This is a genomic window from Rhodococcus sp. RCBS9, assembly GCF_029457415.1.
Classification (GTDB): Bacteria; Actinomycetota; Actinomycetes; order Mycobacteriales; family Mycobacteriaceae; genus Rhodococcus_F; species Rhodococcus_F qingshengii.
Map to the genome: position 1 here is coordinate 6,092,662 of NZ_CP120422.1, position 24,192 is coordinate 6,116,853.

General features: G+C 62.3%; 24 protein-coding genes. 3 read left to right on the plus strand and 21 right to left on the minus strand.

Features of this window, described 5'->3' with window-relative positions; genetic code table 11:
* Positions 1-112 precede the first annotated feature (112 nt).
* A complete protein-coding gene (locus P0M12_RS28460; protein ID WP_030536759.1) occupies positions 113-622 on the plus strand; it encodes a MarR family transcriptional regulator in 510 nt (169 codons plus the stop codon).
* Between the two features lie 28 nt (positions 623-650).
* Here the strand turns inward: P0M12_RS28460 and P0M12_RS28465 are convergent, their stop codons facing one another.
* Positions 651-2,189, minus strand: coding sequence for an FAD-binding protein (locus tag P0M12_RS28465; protein WP_277377175.1), 1,539 nt, complete (start codon positions 2,187-2,189; stop codon positions 651-653).
* Between the two features lie 220 nt (positions 2,190-2,409).
* On the opposite strand from P0M12_RS28465, the gene P0M12_RS28470 reads away from it, so the two are divergent.
* Positions 2,410-3,000, plus strand: coding sequence for a TetR family transcriptional regulator (locus P0M12_RS28470; RefSeq protein WP_003943994.1), 591 nt, complete (start codon positions 2,410-2,412; stop codon positions 2,998-3,000).
* Here P0M12_RS28470 and P0M12_RS28475 read toward each other — a convergent pair.
* From P0M12_RS28475 to P0M12_RS28570, 20 genes are all read right to left on the minus strand, one after another.
* Complete coding sequence (locus tag P0M12_RS28475; RefSeq protein ID WP_030536761.1) at positions 2,997-3,464, minus strand: hypothetical protein; 468 nt, start codon at positions 3,462-3,464, stop codon at positions 2,997-2,999. The genes P0M12_RS28470 and P0M12_RS28475 overlap by 4 nt on opposite strands.
* Positions 3,461-3,997, minus strand: coding sequence for a hypothetical protein (locus P0M12_RS28480; protein WP_228232694.1), 537 nt, complete (start codon positions 3,995-3,997; stop codon positions 3,461-3,463). The genes P0M12_RS28475 and P0M12_RS28480 overlap by 4 nt, the downstream gene beginning before the upstream one ends.
* Positions 3,964-5,283: an MlaD family protein gene (locus P0M12_RS28485; RefSeq protein ID WP_277377176.1), complete on the minus strand. Its 1,320-nt coding sequence runs from the start codon at positions 5,281-5,283 to the stop codon at positions 3,964-3,966. The genes P0M12_RS28480 and P0M12_RS28485 overlap by 34 nt, the downstream gene beginning before the upstream one ends.
* On the minus strand, positions 5,280-6,413 hold the full coding sequence (locus tag P0M12_RS28490; RefSeq protein ID WP_204856055.1) for an MCE family protein: 1,134 nt from the start codon (positions 6,411-6,413) through the stop codon (positions 5,280-5,282). The genes P0M12_RS28485 and P0M12_RS28490 overlap by 4 nt, the downstream gene beginning before the upstream one ends.
* Positions 6,410-7,675 (minus strand): MCE family protein, encoded by a 1,266-nt coding sequence (locus P0M12_RS28495; RefSeq protein WP_277377179.1) that lies wholly within the window; start codon positions 7,673-7,675, stop codon positions 6,410-6,412. The genes P0M12_RS28490 and P0M12_RS28495 overlap by 4 nt, the downstream gene beginning before the upstream one ends.
* A complete protein-coding gene (locus P0M12_RS28500; RefSeq protein WP_075835314.1) occupies positions 7,672-8,694 on the minus strand; it encodes an MCE family protein in 1,023 nt (340 codons plus the stop codon). Before P0M12_RS28500 ends, P0M12_RS28495 begins: the two co-directional genes overlap by 4 nt.
* Positions 8,691-9,713: an MlaD family protein gene (locus P0M12_RS28505; protein WP_030536767.1), complete on the minus strand. Its 1,023-nt coding sequence runs from the start codon at positions 9,711-9,713 to the stop codon at positions 8,691-8,693. Before P0M12_RS28505 ends, P0M12_RS28500 begins: the two co-directional genes overlap by 4 nt.
* Positions 9,710-10,879 (minus strand): MCE family protein, encoded by a 1,170-nt coding sequence (locus P0M12_RS28510; protein ID WP_204856053.1) that lies wholly within the window; start codon positions 10,877-10,879, stop codon positions 9,710-9,712. Before P0M12_RS28510 ends, P0M12_RS28505 begins: the two co-directional genes overlap by 4 nt.
* A 9-nt stretch (positions 10,880-10,888) precedes the next feature.
* Positions 10,889-11,761, minus strand: a complete 873-nt coding sequence (locus P0M12_RS28515; protein ID WP_003944051.1) for an ABC transporter permease — start codon at positions 11,759-11,761, stop codon at positions 10,889-10,891.
* A complete protein-coding gene (locus P0M12_RS28520) occupies positions 11,758-12,471 on the minus strand; it encodes an ABC transporter permease (RefSeq protein WP_176742009.1) in 714 nt (237 codons plus the stop codon). Before P0M12_RS28520 ends, P0M12_RS28515 begins: the two co-directional genes overlap by 4 nt.
* A 61-nt stretch (positions 12,472-12,532) precedes the next feature.
* Positions 12,533-13,786: a cytochrome P450 gene (locus P0M12_RS28525; protein WP_030536770.1), complete on the minus strand. Its 1,254-nt coding sequence runs from the start codon at positions 13,784-13,786 to the stop codon at positions 12,533-12,535.
* A 53-nt stretch (positions 13,787-13,839) separates the two neighbouring features.
* Entirely contained in the window at positions 13,840-15,477 is a 1,638-nt protein-coding gene (locus P0M12_RS28530) for an acyl-CoA synthetase (RefSeq protein ID WP_277377180.1), read from the minus strand.
* A gap of 26 nt (positions 15,478-15,503) precedes the next feature.
* Positions 15,504-16,751: a hypothetical protein gene (locus P0M12_RS28535; RefSeq protein ID WP_277377181.1), complete on the minus strand. Its 1,248-nt coding sequence runs from the start codon at positions 16,749-16,751 to the stop codon at positions 15,504-15,506.
* A 5-nt stretch (positions 16,752-16,756) separates the two neighbouring features.
* Entirely contained in the window at positions 16,757-17,308 is a 552-nt protein-coding gene (locus P0M12_RS28540) for a hypothetical protein (RefSeq protein WP_007728648.1), read from the minus strand.
* A gap of 37 nt (positions 17,309-17,345) precedes the next feature.
* The gene (locus tag P0M12_RS28545; protein WP_020907945.1) at positions 17,346-17,537 is read right to left on the minus strand and encodes a ferredoxin; all 192 of its coding nucleotides are present in this window, start codon (positions 17,535-17,537) and stop codon (positions 17,346-17,348) included.
* Between the two features lie 2 nt (positions 17,538-17,539).
* Positions 17,540-18,934, minus strand: coding sequence for a cytochrome P450 (locus P0M12_RS28550; protein ID WP_054782105.1), 1,395 nt, complete (start codon positions 18,932-18,934; stop codon positions 17,540-17,542).
* Complete coding sequence (locus P0M12_RS28555) at positions 18,931-19,737, minus strand: SDR family oxidoreductase (protein WP_003944110.1); 807 nt, start codon at positions 19,735-19,737, stop codon at positions 18,931-18,933. The genes P0M12_RS28550 and P0M12_RS28555 overlap by 4 nt, the downstream gene beginning before the upstream one ends.
* Entirely contained in the window at positions 19,737-20,942 is a 1,206-nt protein-coding gene (locus P0M12_RS28560) for a cytochrome P450 (protein WP_003944019.1), read from the minus strand. Before P0M12_RS28560 ends, P0M12_RS28555 begins: the two co-directional genes overlap by 1 nt.
* The gene (locus P0M12_RS28565) at positions 20,939-21,505 is read right to left on the minus strand and encodes a TetR/AcrR family transcriptional regulator (RefSeq protein WP_024487471.1); all 567 of its coding nucleotides are present in this window, start codon (positions 21,503-21,505) and stop codon (positions 20,939-20,941) included. Before P0M12_RS28565 ends, P0M12_RS28560 begins: the two co-directional genes overlap by 4 nt.
* Before the next feature lie 136 nt (positions 21,506-21,641).
* Positions 21,642-22,499: a mycofactocin-coupled SDR family oxidoreductase gene (locus tag P0M12_RS28570; RefSeq protein ID WP_047272231.1), complete on the minus strand. Its 858-nt coding sequence runs from the start codon at positions 22,497-22,499 to the stop codon at positions 21,642-21,644.
* 217 nt (positions 22,500-22,716) lie between these two features.
* Between P0M12_RS28570 and P0M12_RS28575 the strand changes: the two genes are divergently transcribed.
* Complete coding sequence (locus P0M12_RS28575) at positions 22,717-24,183, plus strand: aldehyde dehydrogenase (protein WP_214926866.1); 1,467 nt, start codon at positions 22,717-22,719, stop codon at positions 24,181-24,183.
* Positions 24,184-24,192 lie beyond the last annotated feature (9 nt).

Below are 24,192 nucleotides of genomic sequence, written 5' to 3' on the forward strand. Positions count from 1 at the left end.
ACTTGCGTCCCGCAACTATTCCCCGCAGGATTCTTCTGGACATGCGTCTGAGACGCTGTACACAAGCACGCTCCGTGCACGAAGAATGCTCGACCCGAAGGAGAAGTCACCGATGAGTGAACCGACCGCGCAGCCCGACGCGCAGTCTCAGACGAAGTGGCTCACAGCCGAGCAGCAAGAAGCATGGCTGACACTGATCGCTCTCGTGACACGGTTGCCTGCCGCACTCGACACCCAACTACAACGCGATTCGGCACTCACACACTTCGAATACTTCGTACTCGCGGCACTCTCGGACGCCCCCGACCACAAGCTCCAGTTGTCGGTACTGGCCCAGCGCGCGAACGCGTCCCTGTCCCGCCTCTCGCACGTGATCACGAAGATGGAGAAGGCCGGCTGGGTGAAACGGGAAGTCATTCGTGGCAGCCGCGGCTCCAACGCAGTGCTCACCGATGAGGGAATGGCAAAGGTGGTCGCGGCCGCACCGCCGCACGTCGCCTCAGTTCAAGGTCTCCTCTTCGAGGGCCTCGACGATCGCCAGGTCGCCCAGCTTTCGTCGTTGGGTACAGCAATGCTCACCCAACTGGACAAGGGAATCGCCGCCGGACTCGGCAAGGCCTGACCACATCCCCGAGACGAGCGACTGATGATCAAGACGGCAGCTTCGCGAGGTCGAGTGCAGCCAAGTGACTGAACAGCATGCTCGCTCCGATCGGGTTTCCACCGCCGGGGTACGTAGTCCCGCTGGCCGCTGCCATCGTGTTCCCCGCCGCGTACAGCCCGGCAATCGCCGTACCGTCGGCTTTGAGCACCCTCCCGGTCGCGTCGGTCCGTAGACCACCTTTGGTCCCGAGGTCGGAGATGCCGAAAGCGGCAGCGTGAAACGGCCCTTGATCGATCGGTACGAGCGGCGAAGCCCCCTCGGAGAAGGCGCGGTCGTACGCAGTGTCTCCTCGACCGAAGTCCGTGTCGACGCCAGTCGCCGCAAACGCGTTGAATCGCTTCACGGTCTCCACCAGTTCCGCTGCGGGAACATCGATCTGGGCAGCGAGGTCTTCGAGTGTCTGTGCACTCTTCCACAACCCCGCAGCCACATACTGCTCCGTCTGGGCCATGGGTACGTTGGGTGCCTTCACCGGCGGCACTGCGCCTTCTCTGTTGTCGTAGATCATCCAGTACGGCGTGGTCACTTTCCCTGCCCGCATGTGTTCGATGACGGCGCGACCCAAGCGGTCGTACGGCGCTGATTCGTTGACGAATCGACGACCGTCGTCGTCCACGAAGATTCCGCCGGTGAACCACAGCGCAAACGCGGAGCGCCCATCTGGATGGGTGAGTCCCGGCGACCACCAGGCCTCGCCCATCAGGTCGGTGTCGACACCCGCGGCGACCGCCGCCTGGTGCGCCTTCCCGAGGTTGCCGGGGCAGCCCATCGTGTCGAGAGCGGATCCGGGGACACCGAATTCGGCACGCATGGTCTCGTTCTGCTCGAATCCACCGGCGGCGAGGATCACTCCTCTGCGTGCCTGAATGGTTCGACGCTGACCATCTCGGTCGACGACGGCTCCGACCACCACTCCGTCCTCGACAACCAGTTCCTCGAGAGTGGTCTTCAGGTGCATGGTGGCGTTCGGGAGTTCCGCAAGAGCCAACAGGAATCGACCGATCAACGACTGGCCGCCGACGAGGTACTTCGGCAACTCCTCCCCCAGCCGTTCCGTCGCCAGCGGCGGACGAAGCGAATCACGAAGCGCACCCAGCTTGTTCGCGTTCATCGGCTTGGGAACAATGTGCCGTCCGCTCGCTCGAGCCTTGGGCTCCTCACCGAAGTAGTCGGGCCACGGCAGTATCTGGAACTCGAAGTTCGAGTCCTCTTCGAGGTAGTCGATCAACCCGGCGCCACCTCGAACGTAGGCTTCCTGAACGTCGGCGGGCGTACGATCACCCACCACTGATCGGTAGTACTCCAGCGCATCCTCGATGGTGTCGACGTCCCCGCTCCGACGAAGAACGGCGTTGCACGGGAACCACATTCCGCCGCCGCCCGAGTACGCCGTTGTTCCGCCGTACTTGTCGGTTGCTTCGATCGCAATGACGTCGAGGCCTTCGCGGGCTGCCGTGTACGCGCCGGTGAGTCCACCACCTGATCCCACAGCGAGTACGTCGCACGTCTCGTCCCACTTCGTCATCGTCAGCCTCTCTGATTCTGGGCACAGTTTCCGAGCATGTTCTAGAAATCGTTCTAACACATGGACTTAGCGATCGCGGGGGTTCGAAATTCTGTCCCACCGAGCGGGAGCGAGACATGACGCCGAGCGGGAGCGAGACATGACGCCGAGCGGGAGCGAGAACGAGCAGCGATAGCGCACACTTTGCTCGCACGGGTCTGATCCCGTAGTGTCTGGACACATGTCTGGTAAGACCAAGTTCGAGTCCACTCGCCGCAGACTGACCCAGCAGCAAGCCGAAACCGTCGATCGATTGACCGCGGCAGCGATCACGGTCCTGCGCGACAAAGGGTTTGCCGATCTGACCGTGCGGATGGTGGCAGCAGAAGCCGGTGTCGCCGCGGCTACGGCATACACCTATTTCTCGTCCAAGAGTCACCTTGTGGCAGAACTGTTCTGGCGTCGCCTCGACGCGGTACCCCACGAGCCCTCCCCGGAGGCGGAACGGGAAGCGCAGGTCTGTTCGGTCCTGCGCAGCGTCGCACTGCTCGTCTCCGACGAACCGGAGCTGGCGGCGGCAGTGACCACGGCGATGATGGGCAACGATCCCGACGTCGAACACCTCCGCGGACGTATCGGCAAGAACATCCGCGAGCGGCTCATCGAGGCGCTGGGGCCGTCATACGATCCCGACGTACTCGAAGCACTCGAAATCTCCTGGTCCGGAGCGCTTGTCCGAGCCGGCATGGGTTACGAGTCCTATTCGCAGATCGCAGACCGGCTCGAAGTCACTGCCAGGCTGATCATGGCGGGCCGCGACAACCTTCACTAGACGGGGGTCATGGCACTCACCAGCCATGTGCCGTCGACTCGATCGAGTGTCACCTCGACTCGGCTCGACGTCGACGCTGGTGCCGGCCGCGCGATACTCGTCGTGATCTGATCGACGAACAGGAGCAATTCCGCTCGGTCTGCAGCAGCGGAGAGCACTCCCACGTCGACTACTCGCGCCTTCGTGCTGATTCCTTGCTCCTTCGACTGGGGTGCAACGGTTTTCGATCCGAATTCAGCGAAGCGGTCCTGAAATGTTCCACTTGCGCCCTCGGCAGCATGTGCAAGATCCTCGTCCACCGTGTCGCTGTTGTAGCTCAAGAGATTCTCGACGAGCATCGGCGCCACACCGATCACCTCGACACGTGCGGTTTCAGCGGCTGCCGAACGGTGGTGACTCCAGAGCAGAGTCCCGCCGACTCCCACCAAGATCAGCGCTGCAAACGCCAAGACCGCGCGCTTCACGGGACGAACTCCACACTCGACATCAGTACCCGACCGTCGACCTCTTCGACACCGACGCGCAGACGGTAGGTTCGCGCCGAAGACTCTCCCGCTGAATTAGCGACCTGAGCCGATGCCGCGATCAGTACCACCCCCGAGGTTCCGGATTCCGATGCCAGGGCTGCGGTGTCGACACGCCCGTCGGAATCGACGGCAAATTCACGGATGGACGCGACGAACGCAGATTCGCCGGACTTCAGTTCGTCGGCAAAGGCTCCCGTACTCAGGGCCTGTAGCGTCGCGAGATTCTCGTCGACTGTGGCAGAGTGAACGTCGATCAGAGCGAGGGCTCCTGCGACCGCACCGTCGACGTACTCTTGACGCTGGGTCTCGCGCGCCCGGTCGGATTGAACTGCCAGAGCACCGAAGACCACAACGACGCTCAGAGCCGCGAGTGCGATCCATGCCAAGGCAGTGAGAACACCGCGTTTCCCTAGGACCGGCTCGAGCACCTCGCCTCTCAACGATTCGTCGGCGTCAGCAACTGTTGCCACGGCTCACCCTCCCCCGAATCGGAAGCAGCAGGAGCTAATTCCGTGTGTTGATAGTCGACACCGTCAGGCCCGGTGTACAACTCGCCGGGAGCATTGGTCCCCGACGGCACGTACGCTTCGGGGCTCCGACAGATCTCCGGGCTCGGTGCTCGTTTGCCCGGTACCTCCATACAGGGAATGTTCCGGGATCCACGAACTGCGAAGACCGAGTTCTGCGGAACTTTGCAGTACAGATCAGCCGGGGTGTCCGGCACACTCGTCTGGGTCGGGTCCCGTCGCTGATCGGCCGGAAGGTAACCGGTCGAGCACGCCGCGGGGTCCTGCGCTTGGAGGTGGAAGTTGACGTTCGCGGCGCCGTCCACCTGCCCGCGTTGTACGACGGTTTCCTGTGCCGCGACCAGTGGCGGCAAGATGACGAGCACCTGCTCCAAACCGGCGTTGTACGTCAAAGCCACCTGAGCGGTGCTGGTGAAATTGGCAAGCAGCACAGGCAAAGTGGGTTTGAGGCCTTGAAACAGCAGGTCGGCTTCAGTCGCGAAGCCCGGTCCGGTCTCGAGGATATTGCGCACGGACCCGTCGGCGACCTCCAACTGTCCACTGAGTTGAGCGACACTGGACGCCCACTGGCGAATCTGATCGCCCGTCACCACCTGTGTCTGCAGGAGCGGATCCAACTGCTGTACGAGCGTCGTGGCCGGGGTTGTGGCAGCAGACATCTGATCGACGAACGAAGTGGTCGAATCCAGCAGACGAGCCAGGTCCTCTCCCCTGCCACCGAATGCTGCCGCGGACTCGTCGATCACCGACCGCAACTTGTCCTGCGGTACCGATGCGAGCATCGCCTGCGCCTGATCGAGGACCGGTCCGATCTCGGTCGGGATCGTGACAGCGTCGGGGCCGATCACGTCTCCGTCGGCCAGAAACGGTCCGTCCGCGGTTCTCGGTTGCATGTCGACGTATTGCTCGCCGATGGCCGACACACTTCGCACCGCTACTGCGAGCCCGCTGGAGGGAACGGGAACCGCACTCTCCAAAGATAATTCGGCGCGTACCACTCCCGGAGACAGACGCACCGATCTGACCTGACCGATGGTGTCGCCGCGATAGGTCACGTTCGCGTTCCGATACAGGCCACCGGCGTCGGGCAGTTCGACTGTCACCGAATAGCGCCCGATTCCGAGCATGGTCGGAACTCTCAGGTACGAGATAGCCGCTGCGCTCATGCCTATCACCGCCAGGATCGCGAAGATCGTCAATTGCCTTCGCACCAACTTCGTGAGAATCATCGTCCACCTCCCTGGGCGGGCTGCGCTGTGCCAAGTGGGCCGGGCTGCCCTGTGCCGAGTGGGGCGGTCAAGGGATCGACCAGTACTCCGTTCTCCACGGGGGTTTGCGGCGCCCCGAACGGCGTACCGAAGCCGAGACCTGACTGGAGGCGATTACTCGTGAGGTCGATCAGCGCCCACAGATTGGTGTAATCGCCGCGCATTCCGTCGTCGATGGTCGTCTGGGGGAAGGGGAAGGTACTCAGGTTGCCCAAATTGTTGATCAGGTCCGGTCCTGTTTCGACCACCTTCTGCAGCGTCGATTCCAAGGCGCTCAAATTGGCTTTCAAATCGTCGCGGGTCCGGTCGACCAGATCGGTCCCGACGTCCCCGAACCTGCCGACCGCATCGAGGGCGGTGGTCAGGTCGACGCGTTGGGCGCTGAGTTCCGCCAAAGCCGGATCAAGGGTCTCCAACGCCTCACCGAGAACGTCTCGCTGGGCCGTGATTTCACCGGCGAAGACGTCGAGATTCTCCATGGTCGTGACCATCGCATCACGTTGGCGGTCGAGTGTTTCGGTCACGGTATCCATCTGACTCAGCAGGTCGCGAGCCGCGTCGGTCCGTCCGCCGAGCGCCGTGTTCAGCTCCGTGGTGATGCTGTGAATCTGAGCGAGCCCGCCGCCGTTGAGGACCAATGACAGTGCCGTCAACGCTTCCTCGGTGGTGGGATAGACGCCGGCCGACGCGAGGGGGATCACCGATCCCTCCGACAACCGCCCTTCCGGCGCAACATCGGTAGGCGGCGCAAGCGCAACGTGTTTGGACCCGAGCAGGCTGGTTTGGCCGATCTTGGCCGTCGCATTGGCGGGCAGGGACACCGAGCCGTCGAGCGCAACCGTCACCCGTGCGTGCCAGTTGTCGGTCTCGATCGCACTGATACTTCCGACTGTCACGTCGTTGACCATGACCGGAGAGTTGGGACTGATCGACGTGACGTCCGGCATCTCGATCACGACCGAGAAACTTCCCTCACCGCGGCCGGCCGCGCCCGGCAGCGACACCGAATTCAGCCCGCTCCATTGACAACCCGTCAGAACGAGCACGGCGCTCGCCGCCACACACACTGTTCCCCACCGGCGGCCAGTCATCGTGATCCTGTCGACGGCATGAGCAAGCCGGTCAGATCAGACGCCACCGGTACCGTCGGAAAGCCCAAGGCGCCAGTCGGTTCCAGATCAGGCTCGCTGTACACCAGTTGGTCCGGAAGAGCGCCGAGCGCCCGGGTCGGATTGATGCTCAGGTCCGGGTAGTTGGCCTTGATCGTGTTGAGCAACGGGCCGAGGTATTCGATGCACAAATCCGCGCCCTTCTTCGAGGTGTCGTTGGCCAGGCCGGCGATTCCGCCGCAGATCAAGTCGATCGGGTTGCCGACGTTCTGGAATGCGGGCACACCCACCATCGCTCCTTGGGCCGGCCGGTAGACGTTGTAGTAGTTCGACAACGCTGTCGGAGCCAGATGCAGTACCTTCTCGAGGCCTGCGCGCTTGTCGACCAGTACGTGGGACACGTCGGCCAACTTCGCGATCTGCTCCGTCAAGCCGGTTCGGTTCTGTTCGACGAACCGCTGTACGTCGACGACGGCGGCGTCCAGATCGGCGAGAGCCGGAGCCAATTGCGTCCGGCTCTCGGCGAGCACACTCGAGACATTTGCCAGTCGTCCTTGGAACTGAACGATCTGTTCGTCGCTTGCGGCGAGTGCGGTCGTGAAGGTCTGCAGGCCGCGGATGGTGCCGAACAGATCGGCTCCGCCTTCGTCGAGTGTGCTCATAGCCTCCGAGAGTTCGGTCACCGAGCGCCCCAGCGCTTCCCCGTTGCCGGCCAGTGCGGATCCGGCACCGTCGAGGAAGTTGGCGGCGGGACCGCGATCGTCCCCGACGGGACCCAAAGCATCGGCAGCCCGGCCCAGCTGTTCCTTGATCTGGTCCCACTCGACCGGGACGGCCGTTCTGTCGAGTGGGATCTCCGCACCGTCATTCAGTGCGTCGGCGCCGTCCGTCACCGCCGGCGTCAACTGCACGAAGCGGGCCGAGACCAGCGACTGGGCAACGATCACCGCTTTCGCGTCCTCGGCGACGGGAACCTCGCGCGCCAATTTCAGTTCGACGCGCATTCGATCTCCCTGTGGGGCGATCGCGGTGACGCGGCCGACGTCGACTCCCACGACACGAACGTCGTCACCGACATACAGACCGGTCGTCGAGGTGAAGTAGGCCGTCACGTTGTAGTAGCGCAGATGTTGCACCGCAAGGTATCCCGACACGACGACGATCGCCGCACCGATGACGCTTCCACCAACGACGGCGATTCGACGCCAGTTCACCGGTTTGCGAACTCGTAAGGCACCCATCATCGAACCTCCGGAATCGGTAGCGGCGCAGGTGGTAGCCCGAACATCGCGTTGATCAACGGTTGGGTGTATTGCGCTGGCACCAGGTTCTGGACGTAGGCGTAGTAGAAGGGGCCGCTGGCCACGGTGTCACCGAGCGTGCCCACGTACGTACCGAGACCGTCGATTCCCTGAGAAAGGTTGTCCTTGTTGTTCTGCAGAATTCCGACAACCGTGTCAAGTTTGCCGAGGACCGGCTGCAATTGCGCCTCGTTGTCGTGGACGAGTCCGCTCAGCTGGGTCGACAACGCCGAGATGTTCGTGATCACTTCCCCCAGCGCCGCCTGTCGCCGATCCAGTTCTCCCAACAAGGCGTTGCCGTCGACGAGTAGCGCGTTGACCTGTGGTCCACGCTCGGCCAGCGTCCCGGCGACGTCGTTTGCATCGGACAGCAAGGTGCGCAACATGTCGTCGCGTCTATTGACGCTGTCGGAGATCCGTGCGACACCGTCCAGTGCCGGCCTCAGGTTCGGCGCACTGTCGGACATCACCTGTCCCACTGCGTCGAGCGATTCGGAGAGTTGGTCGAGATCGATGTCCTCGACCGTCGTGGTGAGGTCACCGAGTACGTCGGGCAGCGAGTACGCCGATCTTGTTCGCTCGACCGGGATCTCACCGCCGACCGCGATCCTTCCCGGACCGTCCAGATCGAGTGATACCGCTCGCTTGCCGAGCAACGACATCGTGGTGACGGCCGCCGATGTGCTTTCTCCCAAACCGATCGAGCCGTCGAGTGTGAAGTCCACGCGGGCGAGTCCGTGCTCGACCTCGATCCGGTTCACCGTTCCGATCTTCACTCCGGCGGCGTTGACTTCGTCTCCCGGCGCGAGACCGCTGGCGTCGGCGAACACCGCGCTGTACCCGACACCCGATTTCAGGAACTGCAGATTCTGATACTGGAGCGATGCCAATACGACGGCGGCCGTGACGACCAATCCCACGACCCCCACGCGTACGGCCTGGCTCTGTGCCATCTCTCTCATCGTGGTGCGCACCTTCCGGTCGTCTGATCCACCAGGTCGACAGTGAGCGGCGTACCGTCGGCACCGTCGACCTTCAGTGCGATTCCGCACAGATAGAAGTTGAAGAACGACCCGTACGAGCCGACTCGGATCAACTGCTTGTAGTTCGAGGGCATGGACGCGAGAATCCGATCGAGCTCACTCTGTTGCTCGATCAGCGGATTCAGGCTTGCGTCCAGCTTCGACAGGTTTCCCGCGATGTCCGGGCGAACTCCGGCGAGGAGATCGGCGAAGGTGCCTGATGCGGTGTTCACACTCTCGACGGCAGTCCCGATCATCTCCCGGTCCGCCGCGAGCCCGCTGACCAGCTGTTGTAGGTGATCGAGAGTGTCACTGAACTGACCACCGCGGCTGCGCAATTCGCTGAGCACACCGTCGAGGTTGCCGATCACTCGACCGATCAGTTGGTCGCGGTCTGCGAGAGTGTTCGTAATCGATCCGGTGTGCGCCAGCACCGATGCCACAGTTCCGGACTGGCCTTGAAACACCTCGAGCAAGGACATCGACAACGCGTTGACCTGCTCCGGGTCCAGGGCTTGAAACAGCGGCTTGAAACCACCGAGTAGCGCATCGAGGTCGAGTGCCGGTGCGGTGCGATCGACGGGGATGCTCTCGCCCTCCGGTTGCGGTTCCGCGATCCCCGGATCGTCGAGCAGTTCGAGGTATCGATTACCCACCAGATCCTGATATCGAACAGCGGCTCTGGTCGATACGGTCACGGTGTCACCCGTATCCACACTGAAACTCACGTGGGCACGGTGATTCCCACCGAATTCGACGGAGCCGACAGAACCGACCGGCACACCGGCGATGCGCACCTTGTCGCCGGCTCTGAGCCCGGAGGCGTTGACGAACTCCGCCGAGTACGACCTCGCGTCGCCACCCCGCAGCTGGCCGAACACGAGGATCAGCCCGGCGTTGACGAGGATCATCACCAGAACAAAAATTCCGAACTTGACGGTGTACCCACGAACTTTCATCGGATCTCCGTCCCGAACAGGTAGCTCATCAGATCCGGGACCGTGTTCATCGGTTGCCCACCATTCGGCTGACGCTCGGGCGCAAACGGATTCACCCCGGTGTCGGTCACCAGGTACGGAGCATTGACGTTCGGGTCGCGCAGTGGAAGGCCCATACACTGCGGGCCACCTGTTGCCGCGACCTTCGGGAGGTCGTCGGGATATCGGTACGGTTCGGTTCCGGCGATCAGACCGATCGACATCTTGATTCCTGGTTGTCCGTTGTAGGCGCCGTCGCCGATCTTCTTGCTCTCCTGCAGTCCGTGGAACATGCAGGGAATCACCGGGGAGTATTCCTCGAGCAGTGCGGTGGTCGGCCGCAGTAACGACAGAACGGTGTCGATACCGTCGGCGTTTTCTCCCAGTACATCTTCTCCGGTGCGGGCGACCCCGATCACGTTGAGCAAGAGGAGATCAAGATTCTGCTGCTCGTCGAGAACAGTGGTTCCCGTCGTCGTGAGCGAGTCGAGTGTGTCCATCAAGTCGAGAACAGCGTCGCGGTAGGTCTGTGTGACGGCTGGTAAATCCGTCAACACATGATCGAGAGCCTCACGTGCAGTGTTGAATTCGAGCAAGGAGGAATCTGCTTGTTCGAGTGCGACCCCGAGCCGTTCGCCGCGTCCTTGCAGAGCAGTCGAGAGGGCACCCAATGTCGAATCGAGTTTGCCCGGGTCCACCGTCCGGAGCACGGTGGTGAGTTTCTCGAACACCGTGTTCAGCTCGACGGTCACCCGGGATGCGTCGATCGTCGCTCCGGCGGCAAGTCGCGCACTACTCGGCTGCTCCGGCGAGGACAGGCTGACGAACTTCGCGCCGAAGGCCGTGTTCGACGTGATCGCCACATCCACGTTTGACGGAATCGATTCGAGCGCTTCGGGATCGATCGACAACGACAGTTGTGCGGTGGCGTCGTCAGTCGGCGTGATGGACTCCACCGAGCCCACGGTCACCCCGGCCATCTTCACCCGCGCGCCCGGATCCATCACGAGCCCCGCGCGCTCCGCGATCACCGTGATCGGGACGCGAGCGACAAACACCTGGTTGAAAGACGCGACCGACAAAGCGATGACCCCGACGATCGCCGCAGCCAAGCCCAGAGCAGCCAACTTGTAGCCGTATCTGTGCACGCAGTCCCCCTAACCGGACAGATTGAAGTTGCCGGAACCGCCGTAGAGCGCGAGTGAGACGAGCAGGGTCACCGCCACGACGCAGATCAGCGAGAGCCGAACCCCGCGGCCCACTGCAGTTCCCACGCCCGACGGTCCCCCGGACGCGTTGTATCCGTAGTACGTGTGGATCAGCATCACCAGTAGTGCCATCACGAGCACTTGAACGAAGGACCATGCGACGTCGACCGGATCGAGGAACGTCGTGAAGTAGTGGTCGTAAAGACCGGAGGACTGACCGAACAGCACGACCGTGGTGAACCTTCCGGCCAGAAAAGATCCCACGAGCGCCAATGAGTACAGCGGCAAGATCGCGATCATCCCTGCGGTGACGCGGGTGCTGACGACGTACGGGACCGAACTGATCGCCATCGATTCGAGGGCGTCGATTTCCTCACTGATGCGCATGGCACCGATCTGCGCGGTCGAACCTGCGCCGATCGTGGCCGACAGGCCGATTCCCGCGATGACCGGCGCAGCGATACGAACGTTGATGAAGGCGGAGAAGAATCCTGTGAGCGCTTCGACTCCGATATTTCCCAGTGAGCTGAAACCTTGGATCGCAATGGTGCCGCCCGAGGCGAGAGTCAAAAATCCTACGACCGCAACCGTGCCGCCGATCACTGCCAAAGCTCCGGTGCCCATGCTGATCTCGGCTACCAGCCTCAACACTTCTTTCGGGTGTTTGCGAATTGCCCACGGGATGTGAGCGATGGCGCGCGCGAAGAAGACAGCTTGTCGCCCGACGTCGTCGATCGAGCGTGACGTTCGAGCCACCCGCGCCCGCGTGCGTCCGAACTTGCCGATTTGTGCCAGCGAATCCGACAGCGTCACCTCGATCACCCCGCCGTCAATCGGATGCCGACCGCGGTGACGATGGTGTTGACGACGAACAACGCCATGAATGCGTACACCACCGTTTCGTTGACGGCCTCCCCCACGCCTTTCGGCCCACCCCGTACCGACAGTCCGCGATAGCAGGCCACCAATCCCGCCAGCATCCCGAACAGTGCAGCTTTGACCATCGACAACGCCACCTCGGGGAGGCCGGTCAGCAACGTGATTCCCTCGACGAAGGCGCCAGGGTTCACGCCCTGGAGAAACACCGAGAAGGCGTAACCGCCGGCGATGCCGATGACGCAGACGAGTCCGTTGAGCAGCAAAGCCACCACGGTCGACGCGACCACCCGCGGAATCACCAACCGATTGATCGGATCGATCCCGAGCACCTCCATGGCGTCGATCTCTTCACGAATCGTTCTCGATCCCAGATCGGCGGCGATGGCTGTCGCGCCCGCACCTGCCACGATCAGCACCGTCACCACCGGACCGACCTGAGTCACGGCACCGAGCGCGGCCCCGGCGCCGCTGAGGTCGGCGGCACCGATTTCGCGGAGAAGGATGTTGAGGGTGAAACTCACCAGGACCGTGAACGGCACGGCTACCAACACTGTCGGCACGATCGACACCCGGGCGATCATCCAACTCTGCTCGAGAAACTCTTGCACCTGAAAGCGGTTGCGGAACAAGCCCACTGCGACATCGGCACCCATCCGGTAGAACTGGCCGAGTTCGCGCATCGGGCCCGCAAGTGCAACTCTTCCGCTGTCCACGTCAATGCCCCGAAGGACATGACGTGGAGTTGCCGTAGTCGACCTTGAATTCCTTGATCCCGTTGAGCCAACCGGACGAGAGCCTGCTCGGATCGCCGAGCTTGCTGATGTCGGGCATGTGATCGGCGATCTTGCCGAAGATCAGATCGACCTCCATTCTGGCCAGGTTGGCGCCGACGCAGTAGTGCGGTCCGGTTCCTCCGAACGCGAGGTGCGGGTTCGGGTCTCGGGTGATGTCGAAGACGTCGGGGTTCCCGAAGACGGTTTCGTCGAAGTTCGCCGAGCCGTAGAGCAGTACGACGCGCTGCCCCTTCGCAATCGCAGTGCCGGCAATCTGTGTGTCCACCACTGCTGTTCGTTGCATCGACGTCAGTGGCGAAGCCCAGCGGATGATCTCGTCCGCGGCGGTGCGCGGACGCTCGCGCTTGTACAGTTCCCACTGATCCGGATGCTCGAGAAATGCCATCATGCCGAGTGTCGTTGCGTTTCGCGTCGTTTCGTTGCCCGCGACAGCCAACATGATGACGAAGAAACCGAACTGTTCCGGGGTGAGTTTCTGCCCGTCGATGTCGGCATGCACCAAGCGTGAGATGATGTCGTCGAGCGGTTCCTCCCGTCTCGCCTCAGCCAGTTGATAGGCGTATCCCAATATCTGCGCCGACGCCATCCGAGACTCGCCGGCGAGTGACTCGTCGTCGTATCCCGTCATCTGATTCGACCATTCGTACAGCTGACGGCGCCCGTCCTGCGGTACACCGATCAGCTCCGAGATCGCCTGCATGGGTAACTCGCTGGCGACCTGGCTGACAAAATCACCGCTACCTTCCGCCACGGCAGCCGACGCTATGTCTTCTGCCCGCGCTTCCAACCCGGCCCGCATCGCTTCCACCGACCGCGGAGTGAACAAGCGTGCCACCAACTTGCGCAGCTGTGTGTGCTCAGGGGCGTCCTTGTTGATGAGGACGTGTTTCGTCGCCTCCAACTCCTCCGCCGAGATGTTGTCTTCATGCCGCGGAATGCAGCCGTTGACGTTGCTCGAGAACTCCTCGCTGCGCAACGAGACGTCGCGGACGTCTGCGTGGCGGGAGACAACCCAACAACCACCGTCGTGAAATCCGCCGGTACCCGGTTCCTGGGCGTTCCACCAGACCGGAGCGCATCGTCGTAGTTCGGCGAACTCGGCAAGCGGGACGCGCTCGCCGTACAGATGTGGGTCGGTCACGTCGAACCCGTCGGGAAGGTCGATCTCAGGCATTGCAGATGCTCCTTTACGGATGGGTGCCGGGTGCCGGGTGTTGCGTGTGAGCGCTAGTCGATCCGGTGGACCGGGTCACTGTTCTGTGAGAACTCCTTGGCCCAGCGGTAGTCCGGCTTGCCGCTCGGCGCTCGAACGACCTCGTCGGCGATCCAGAAGGAACGCGGAATCTTGTAGCCGGAGAGGTGACTGCGGGCGTGCTTCTCGATGGATTCGAAATCCGGTTCCACACCGTCGCGGATGCGAAGCACTGTCGCCACCCGATTGCCCCACCGCTCGTCCGGAACACCGATCACTGTCGCGTCGTAGATGTCGGGATGGGCCTTCACCACTGCTTCGACTTCTTCCACGAAGACCTTCTCGCCGCCGGTGTTGACCACCATGTTTCCCCGTCCGAGGAGGGTGACCGAGCCGTCGTCCTCGATCCGCGCCCGGTCTCCGGTCACCACTGCCCGTGCGCCGTTCACCTCGCGGAATATCTCGGCCGACTTCACCGGGTCCTTGTAGTAGCCGAGTGGAACGTTTCCGAGTTTCGCCAGCCATCCTTCGGCGCCCGAGCCCGGCTCCAACACTCGGTTGTCGTCGTCGACGACGACCGTGAATCTGTTGGCACCCACTTTGGGTCCGCCACGCTGCTCGAGCCCTTTGGTTGCGAATCCGATTCCGCCGAAGCCTGTTTCGGACGATCCAACCGAATCGGAGATCATCAGATTCGGAAAGACGTCGAAGAACGCATCTTTGACCGATCCGGAGAAGAGCGCAGCGCCAGAGGCGAGCACAGCCAGGCTGGACGCATCCGGTTGCAATTCGTGATGGGCTTCGACCAGTGGACGGCCCATGGCGTCGCCGGTGATGACCATGACCTGCGGCCGATACTCGGCGACGACTTTCCAGACCTGTGCCGCATCGAACTTCGGTTCGAAGATGACGGTGTTTCCGGAGAACAGAGCGTTGAACGTCGGCATCAGTGCCGAGGTGTGGATCAGCGGTGGAAGCATGCACCACCGCATCGGTTCGGCTGCCGCGGCGCCACCGCGCGACTGCTGGTACTCGTCGGCGATCGGCTCACCCGAATAGAAGTCGTAACCGCCGGCCAACACGCGCCAGATGTCTTCCTGCCGCCAGACGACGCCTTTCGGTCGTCCGGTTGTTCCGCCGGTGTAGAGAACGTAGACGTCATCGCCGGAACGCTCGGGAAATGCATGTTCACCTGTGCGAAGCGAGGATTGGTTGCCGAGCGCATCCTCGTACGCCACTGCCCCCGGAATCGACGGTTCGTTCCCGAGAGCGAGTTCGTCCGCCGCCTCGATCACGTACTTCACCCGCGGCGTGGCCACCAAGGCCTCGGCGACCCGCTCAGCGAAACCACGATGGAAAACCAACGCCGTGAGATCCGCGTTCTCGTACAGGTAGACCAATTCGTCGCTCGTGTAGCGGTAGTTCACCGTGATGGGAACGCCGCGGATCTTGAAGACCGCGAGGACAGCAACCATCGCCTCGATCGAGTTGTGCAGCTGAATACCGATGTGCGAACCGACACCCAACCCGACGGACTGGAAGTAATGCGCCAATCGGTTGGCGCGCTCGTCGAGCTCACGGTATGTCACCTCCTCGCCGGAAACGATCAGCGCGAGGCGATCGGGCATCACATCGACGGAATGCTCGAACAGGTCTGCAAACGTGTACGCCATAGGTTGAGTCCTTCGGGTTCGGCCGGTCAGACGACGAAGAGAGGCAAAGGGATTCCGCGATCTTCGAATACGAATGCCGCGCCGGTACTGACCTTCGTGATGGCGACTTCGACGCATTCCGGAGCGGGAGCTTCGGTGATGTCGACGGCCAGAAGAAGCCCCGCGGCATCTTCGGCCACCACTCTCACGGTGAAGTGCGGATTCACGCCGCGGACCAAAGCTTGGAGAGGATCGAGGTGCTCGCTGCCGAGCAAGGTCGGCCAACCGCCGTCGCGGTCGACAAGAGCTTCTCGCGAGATCCGCAGCTCCAGAGCACCGCCGTCCTGTCGAATCTCGCTCTCCACATACTGCTTCGGATTCAGCAAGGGATGCACGGACAGGACCAATGCCAACGATTCCAGCGTCGAAGGAAGCCCGAGCGCATCTCGAATACGCTGTGCCGCAACTCCCGCGATTCCGGTCAATTGCTTTCGCGTGATCTCGCGAGCCTTGTCTTCGTCGGCACGGCGGCGAACCGCTGCCAGAAAGCCCAACGCCAACAGATGATGCTGCACGCAGATCTCCTCTGCGATACGAACCAAGGCTGATCGCGAGAAGTCGGAAAACCTCAGGTCGGACAACAACGGACCCGAGTAGTCCGCCCTACCGTCCCCACCGTGATCGATCGGGCTCAGCTCGACCGTCACCGCGGCGGTGCGTCCGATCTGCTCGGTGTGCGCGGTCATCACGGGAGGCGTGTGCGACGGGTCGATGGAAACGGTCCAGGCGCAGTGCGGATGTCGGTCCGCGGGCCTGCGCGGTGGTCGGTGAATCGGCCGGATCTGGGCGTGCGGGTTGGTCGCGATGGCCGTTGCATCGAAAGTCGGATCCTCGATGTCGTGACACATCGAGGTCACGAACTCATCGCCCAACGGCTCGACGTCCATGAGTGCTCCGCAATGATCGAGCCAGAATTCACCGTGCAGCGGATCGTCGACCCGGTATCGAAAGTCCATGAACTGTGGAGGAGCGCCGATGTCGAGTTGTAATCCTTTGAAGATCGTCACGACGTCGTCGCCCTCGTATCCGAGAGCCTTCTGCATGCGGCGGGTGTACCAGGGGCTGGCCGACTCCCACTCCTCGACGGCCACCTGTGCCATACCCTCGCGTCCGAATTCGACGATCAGATGCGCCATGCCCGAGCGATCGATCAGCTGCCCGCACAGGAGCAACTCGGGCACCAGCACGGCAAGGTCGCGCTGCGAGAGTGCCTCGAAGGAATCGCGCACCGACATCGGACTCACCACAGCGAAACCGGCGCGGTGCCCACCGGATACCAGCCCGGTAGCGGGTCGCCCGAGATCGATCGCTGGATCCGGCCCTGCATCCCCTTCGAGAGAGCGTTGTTGCCGATCATCTCCATGAACAGTGCCGACACGTTCCCGAAGTCGAAGAAGTCACGCTGCCACGACCATTGGAAATCCCCGCCGTAGCGGAACCAACTACCACCGATACCGTAGACGGAGTAGTTGCTACCGTCCTCACGCTTGGCATCGGAAATCTGCTTCCACAAGCCGATCACGTTTCCGCTACGGTCGTCGATCACAAAGTCTTGATACGGATACTCCCAGCCTTCGAGGCCCTTCATCTCGAGACCGAGCGCGACTTCGCGAATCTCCTCGCGCCCCACCGCCATGAAATCCTGCTTGGGGCCGTAGTTCCACCCGTACGTGGCGTCCTCGGTATACATGTCCGCCAACGGTTTCCAATCGCCGGCGGCTTCGGCCTTTTTGTTCGCCTCGATCCAGCGTTGGACCATCTCGTCGAGCTCTGCGCGGTCGAAACCCGTCATCTGAACTTCCTCCCTCGAGCACATGAATTCGCTGCAATCAATCGACAATTCTCAGGGCGCCGGTCGGGCAGTACCTGACCGCCATCTCGGCTTCACCGCGGAGCGACTCGGGTGGGTCCGAGTCCAGAAGACTGACCTTCCCCCGCTTCGGGACGACAAAGATCTCCGGTGCCTCCAGCTCACACGCCGCATGGCCTTGGCACAGGTCGAGGTCGACTTCGACGTGCATGATCACCCCTCACGCCCGGGACGTGTTCGGCGCCGGTACCTCACCGCGCACGGCTGCTGCAACTGGACGACCATCTTGCTGTGGTCGTTTCGGTAGGACTGCGACGGTTGCGCCATCTCGAACTCGAAGTCCCGCAGCAGGATCGAGAAGATCGCTTTGAGCTGCATCTGGGCGAACGCAGCGCCGACGCAGCGATGCCGGCCGGCTCCGAACGGAATCCACGTCCAGCGGTTGACGATGTCCTCTTGATTCGGGTCGATGTACCTCCCAGGATCGAAGGTGTCCGGCCGGGGAAAGTCCTCGGCGATTCGATTGGAGATCGCGGGTGTCGCGGCGACAAGATGGCCCTCTCGGATCTCGAAGCCGCCCACTTCGAAATCTCCACGTGCCACCCGCAACAGGATGATCAACGGCGGATGCAGTCGAAGGGTTTCCTTGACCACAGCCTCCAGAACCGGAATCTGGCGCAGGGCATGAAAACTGATGTCGGCGCCGTCGGAGTACAGATTGTCGAGTTCGTCGACGACGTCCGTCATGGTGTCGGGATGCCGCAACATCTCGATCAACGACCACGCTGCCGTGCCGGAAGTCGTGTGGTGGCCGGCGAACATCATCGAGATGAAGATGCCGGTGATCTCGTCGGCACTGAACCGGAGGTCGCCGTTCTCGTCCTTGACCGAGACCAACACGTCCAACATGTCGCGGTCATCCTTGCCCTGCGGAGGATTCGCGATGCGCCTGTTCATGATGTCCTGTACCAGAGCGACCAACGCCAACCGGGCCTCGTCGCGGCGGCGGAAACTCTCGATCGGCGCGTACGGATCCACGAAAGCCAATGCATCCGTTCCCTGTTCGAGCTCGTGATACAGCTTGGCGAAGCTATCATCCAGTTCGTCGCGGAACTTCTTGCCGATCAGGCACGCCGACGAGGTGTAGATGGTCAGCTCGGCGAAGAAGTCGAGCAGATCGATCTCGCCTTCGTCTCCCCACTGCGCGACCATCGCCTCGACTTCGCGGCCGATCGTGGCGGCGTGCCCGCGCATCTGTTCGCCGCGCAGAGCCGAGTTGTGCAGCATCTCTTTACGCCGCTCCGGGCTGGCGTCGAAGACGACGCCTTCACCGAATATCGGCTTCATGAAGGGGTAAGCCGCTTGTTGGTCGAGATCCTCGTCGGTGGAGCGGAAGAAGAACTCGTTTGCCTCGGCTCCGGACAGCAAGATCACTGTGCGGTCGGCAAGTTGAAAGGCGCCGACGTCACCACATTCCTCACGCACCCGGCGCATGAGCGCTATCGGGTCGGTTCGCAGTTCCTCGAGATGCCCGTGCGGGAGATCCCCGCCGGACACCCGCGGCGGCTCTGGCAGTGTTCGCGACGTCTCTTGCACTCCGTGCGTCATGTCGTCTCCTGTGAGTTCGCAGTGGGAAGTTTGTCCAGTGGCGCCTCGGGCTGAACTTCGACGAGCACGATGTGTGCTCCTCGCGGCGCCGACACAACGGCGACGATGGCATTGGCGATGTCCGAGGCGCGCAGAAAGTAACCATGGCGGGCGAACCCCCACTTGCTCCACGATTCCCCGACCGGTCCGATGATCTCCGGCGTCGTGTCCATCCCCATGCCGGTCAGTGTCGGCCCGGGTCGCACGATCGACGCGCGAATGCCTGTTCCCTCGAGCTCCATTCGCATCTGACGCCCCATTGCCTCGAGCCCGGCCTTCGCTGCGTCGTACGCACCCATGAGTGGACGCTGGCGCTCGGCACAATCCGAGCCGATCAGTACGAAGTCACCGCGCTGTCGTTGCCTCATACCGGGGAGAACACGATGCGCCAATCGCTGCGCACCGACGAGGTGAACTTGGATCTGCCGTAGAAACGCCTCAGGATTCATCTCGTCCGCAGCCCCGAATTCGAGGTCTCCGGCACCGGAGACGACGATTTCCGCGGGGCCGTGGACTGCCTCTGCGGCCGAGACGAACCCGTCGACCGAATCACCGTCCGTGACGTCGAGGAAGTGGGCGAACGCTTCACCACCGTTGCTGCGGATCTTCTCGGCGATGGCTTCGCATTCGGCGACTCGACGCGCACCGAGTGCAACCGGATGCCCGAGTTCGGCCAGGGCATACGCGGTGGCTGTGCCGATTCCCGACGACGCACCACTGATCAGTGCCGGCCGGCGAACGGGATTGGGTTCGAAACGAGGCATCAGCGCACCTGCACTTTCACCGGCAGGGCCGCAAAGCCCCGGACATTTGTCGAATGAACACGCTCGATTCCGGACTCGACGACTTCGTAGTCGCTGACCCGACGCCCGAACTCCGCCAGGGCGATCTTGGCTTCGAGCTTGGCAAGGTGGGCACCGAGGCAGAAGTGCACGCCACCACCGAAACTCGCGAGTTTGCCCGACGAACTCCGGCCGATCTGGAAGCTGTCGGCATCGTCGAAGACGTCGGCGTCTCGGTTGGCCGATCCGATCAGGAGCAGGACCTTCTCCCCCGCCGGAATCGTGCGCCCGTGGTATTCGAGGTCGACAACCGAAGTCCGAGCCACGATCTGACTCGACGTGTCGTAGCGAAGAGTCTCTTCCACCCATTCCGAGGCTCGTTCGGGATCGTCGAGGACCGGTGCGATCTGCTCCCGGTGGTGCGAACCCCAGTACAGAGCGTTTCCGAGAAGCTTGGTCGTGGTCTCGTTTCCGGCCACGACCATCAGAAACATGAATCCGAGGATCTCCTGGTCCGAAAGCTTGTCTCCGTCGATCTCGGCGTCGAGCAAGGCCGAGGTCAGATCGTCCGTCCGCGATCGGCGACGCTGCGCGATCATCTCCTTGTAGTAGCCCATCAAACTGATCGAAGCCTCCACCGCAGGTTGCGGCACGTCGAGAACACCCGCCTCTCGATGCACCACCAGATCCGCCTTGCGCCGCAGTTCGGCTCGGTCGGGTTCGGGGACACCCATGAGTTCGGAGATGACGTCCATCGGCAGCTTTCCCGCCACCTCCGTAATCCAGTCGAACTCCCCCGCGCCCAGCGCGGGTATCAGATGTTGCTTCGTCAGTTCGAGTATCCGGCCGTCGAGCTCCGCAACCCGTCGCGGTGTGAATCCGCGAGAAACCAACTGGCGCAACCGCATATGGCGGGGATCGTCCATAGCGAGAAACGACATCACATAATGCGCGTGTGGACCGTAGGCTGCGGGGTCGAGTGATACTCCGTTTGCGCTCGATAGACGCTTGTTGTCCTTGAATCCGTCGACCACGTCCGCATATCGCGACAATGCCCAAAATCCCACGTCCGGATTGTGATACAACGGTGATTCTTCGCGCAGACGCTTGTACGTCGGATACGGATCGTCGTGAAAGTGGTAGTCGTACGGATTGAAGACCACCGGATCGATCAAAGCTTCTGTCATGATTTCTCCAGGATCAGTAGAGCTGAGGCCTCGAGGCGTCCAGCGATTTGCGCGTAGGTTCCGTAGCCGATCCCTGCCCGCAGAAGCGCCCCGGCATAAAGCATTTCGAGCGCTTCCAACACTTCGGGTTCGCCATTCGGATCCAACGCCGAGGCGAGTCGTTGATGGATCTCGAGCCCGATCCGGCCGCGAAGATGTTCCACTTCAGGGTCGGATCCGAGCAGTGCATTGGTCACGGCGGCCGATACCTCCGGTTCGTCCGCGAGAAGCAGCGCGATATTTCGAAGTACAGACAGCACGTGCGCGGTGCGATCCAACCCTGAGCCATCAGGCGCCGACGAGTTCTGAAGTCTTCGCCAGAAAACCTCTGCGACGAGATGCTCCTTGGACGCGAAATACGTGTAGGCGGTCGCAGTTCCCACACCCGCTTCGGCCGCAACCGAACGGACAGTCAGCCCGGAAAACTCTTGTTTGCGTAGAACTTTCACTGTTGCTTCGGCAAGCCTGGCCACAGTTTCCGCCTGTTTGCCCGTGAGGCGCCTGCGAGTGGATTCGTAGACAATCGATCCCCCGCCACTTGAATCGCCCCGTTTGCTGGACACGTGTCTGGACGTTACTACAGCGTCCTGTCCAGGGCAACGAAATGGGGAAACTTGGAAAATTCACCACGAACAGGCAGCAGCGACGCGAAAAGTTCTACTACAGACCGATCTTCATCCCGGCACCAGCGTCCACGCGCAGTTGCTGGCCGGTGACGAATCGCGACTCGTCCGAGGACAGGTACACGACTGCATGCGAGATGTCCGCGGGTTCGACCCACGGGATCGGCATCGCCTGCATGAACGGGAACGTCACAGCCGCATCCTCGGCGGTCGGATTCTCGAGGTCGGGACGGAACGTCCGGTACATCGGCATGCTCTGCAACATGTCGGTGTTCACATTGGTCGGATGAATCGCGTTGACGCGAATGGAACTCGGCCCGAGGGTCAGCGCCAACGAACTGGTGTAGGCCTGAATCAGCTTCTTGGCCAGGCCGTATCCGTCGCCACCCGGACCCTGGAGCGCCTGTTGCCCGTTGAATCCGGTCTGCGGCACCAGACCGGCAACAGAGCCGATCGCGATGATCGAACCCCCTTCGCCGAGGTATTCCATCGACGCGTGCACTGTATTGACGACACCGAGAAAGTTCACATCGAAGGCGTCGACGAAACCGGCGGTCGACACGTGTTTGCCCAGCGGACAGATACCGGCGTTCGCCACGACGACATGCAATCCGCCCAACTGCCCTACCGCCTCGGCAAGTGCTGTTTCGAGTCCGGCGCGATCACGGACGTCGACACGCGCCGTCACCACCTGCTGCCCGGCCTCCTTTACCAGGCGAGCGGTTTCCTCCAGATCGGCTGGACTGGCGAGCGGGTATTCGTTGCTGGCGATGTCTGCGCACAGATCGAAGGCGATGATGTGCGCGCCCTCCTGCGCGAGACGGACGGCGTGACTGCGCCCCTGACCTCGAGCAGCGCCGGTCACCAACACCACTTTTCCGTCAACTCTGTTCATTTCGACCTCTCTCCTGTGGATGTGAAGACGTGGTTGTGAATGTGCGGTGAACCGTAGCGGCGCCGCACCGGACACGAGGCGCTTTTCGTCGAAGCAGATCCGAGACCCTCTCGAGACCGCTGGGCTCTCGAAATCTCTTATGCCCCAAAAACCATTGCCTCAACCACAAGTGTGAACTAGAGTCCAGACACATGTCCAGAAAGAGAGGGTTTGCGCTATGACGCTTCGACCCGCAGACAGTTCTGCACTTCTCGTCGACGGAAAACTGGTGCCCGGATCCGGCGGGACCTTCGAAGTTTTCAACCCGGCGACCGAGGAACTGATCGGCCGTGCGGCCGAAGGCACCGCCGCGGACATGGACGCGGCCATCGCCGCTGCGCGCCGTGCGTTCGACGACACCGAATGGGCACGCGATCACGGGTTTCGCGCTCGCTGCCTGCGCCAACTGTGCGATGCACTCCAGTCCCACATCGAGGAGTTGCGTGAGATCACCGTCGCCGAGGTCGGCGCACCGGTCATGCTGACGAGCGGTCCGCAACTCGAAGGCCCGATCGAAGATCTTCGCTACTGGGCCGATCTGATCGAAACCTATTCGTGGGAACAAGATCTCGGGCACGCGTCACCCATGGGGATTCCGACCCATCGCCGACTTCTCAAGGAAGCCGTCGGCGTCGTCGGCGCAATCACACCGTGGAACTTTCCGCACCAGATCAATTTCGCCAAGCTCGGTCCCGCCCTCGCAGCCGGCAACACCATCGTTCTCAAACCCGCGCCGGACACGCCCTGGTGCGCCGCGCTGGTCGCCAAGGTGATTGCAGAAGAGACCGAGATCCCGGCCGGCGTAGTCAACGTCGTGACGTCGACGGATCACTCCCTAGGCGCGCAGCTGTGCAGCGATCCGCGCGTCGATCTCGTGTCCTTCACCGGTTCCACCGCCACCGGACGGAAAGTGATGGCCACGGCCGCGCAAACTCTCAAGAAGGTCTTCCTCGAACTCGGGGGTAAGTCCGCATTCATCGTCCTCGACGATGCGGACATCAAAGGTGCATGCTCGGTTGCCGCGTTCTCCGTCTGCGTTCATGCCGGTCAGGGATGCGCGCTCAGTACCAGACTTCTGGTGCCGCGCGCTCGGTACGACGATGCTCTGGCCGCGGCATCTGCCGCGATGGCGGGTATCCGAGCCGGTGACCCCAGCGCGCGCGGAACGGTGTGTGGCCCGGTCATCTCGGCGCGCCAGCGCGCCAGGGTGGAGAGCTACCTCGCCCTCGCGGTCGAAGAGGGCGGCACGATCGTGACGGGTGGGGGCCGTCCCGACGATCGCGAGAGGGGTTTCTTCGTCGAACCCACTCTCATTGCCGGGCTGGACAACTCGTCTCGCGTAGCGCAGGAGGAGATTTTCGGGCCCGTCCTCGTGATCCTTCCGTACGACAACGACGACGACGCCGTCCGAATTGCCAACGATTCCCCATACGGCCTGTCCGGGTCGGTGTGGGGCACCGATCCCGATCGCGTCGCGCACGTCGTTGCCGGTGTCAGAACCGGAACGCTGAGCGTCAACGGCGGCGTCTGGTATTCGGCCGACGCACCGTTCGGCGGCTACAAACAATCCGGGATCGGCCGCGAAATGGGCCTCGCCGGTTTCGAGGAATACCTCGAAACCAAGCTCGTCGCTTCACCTTCCTGACATTCCACA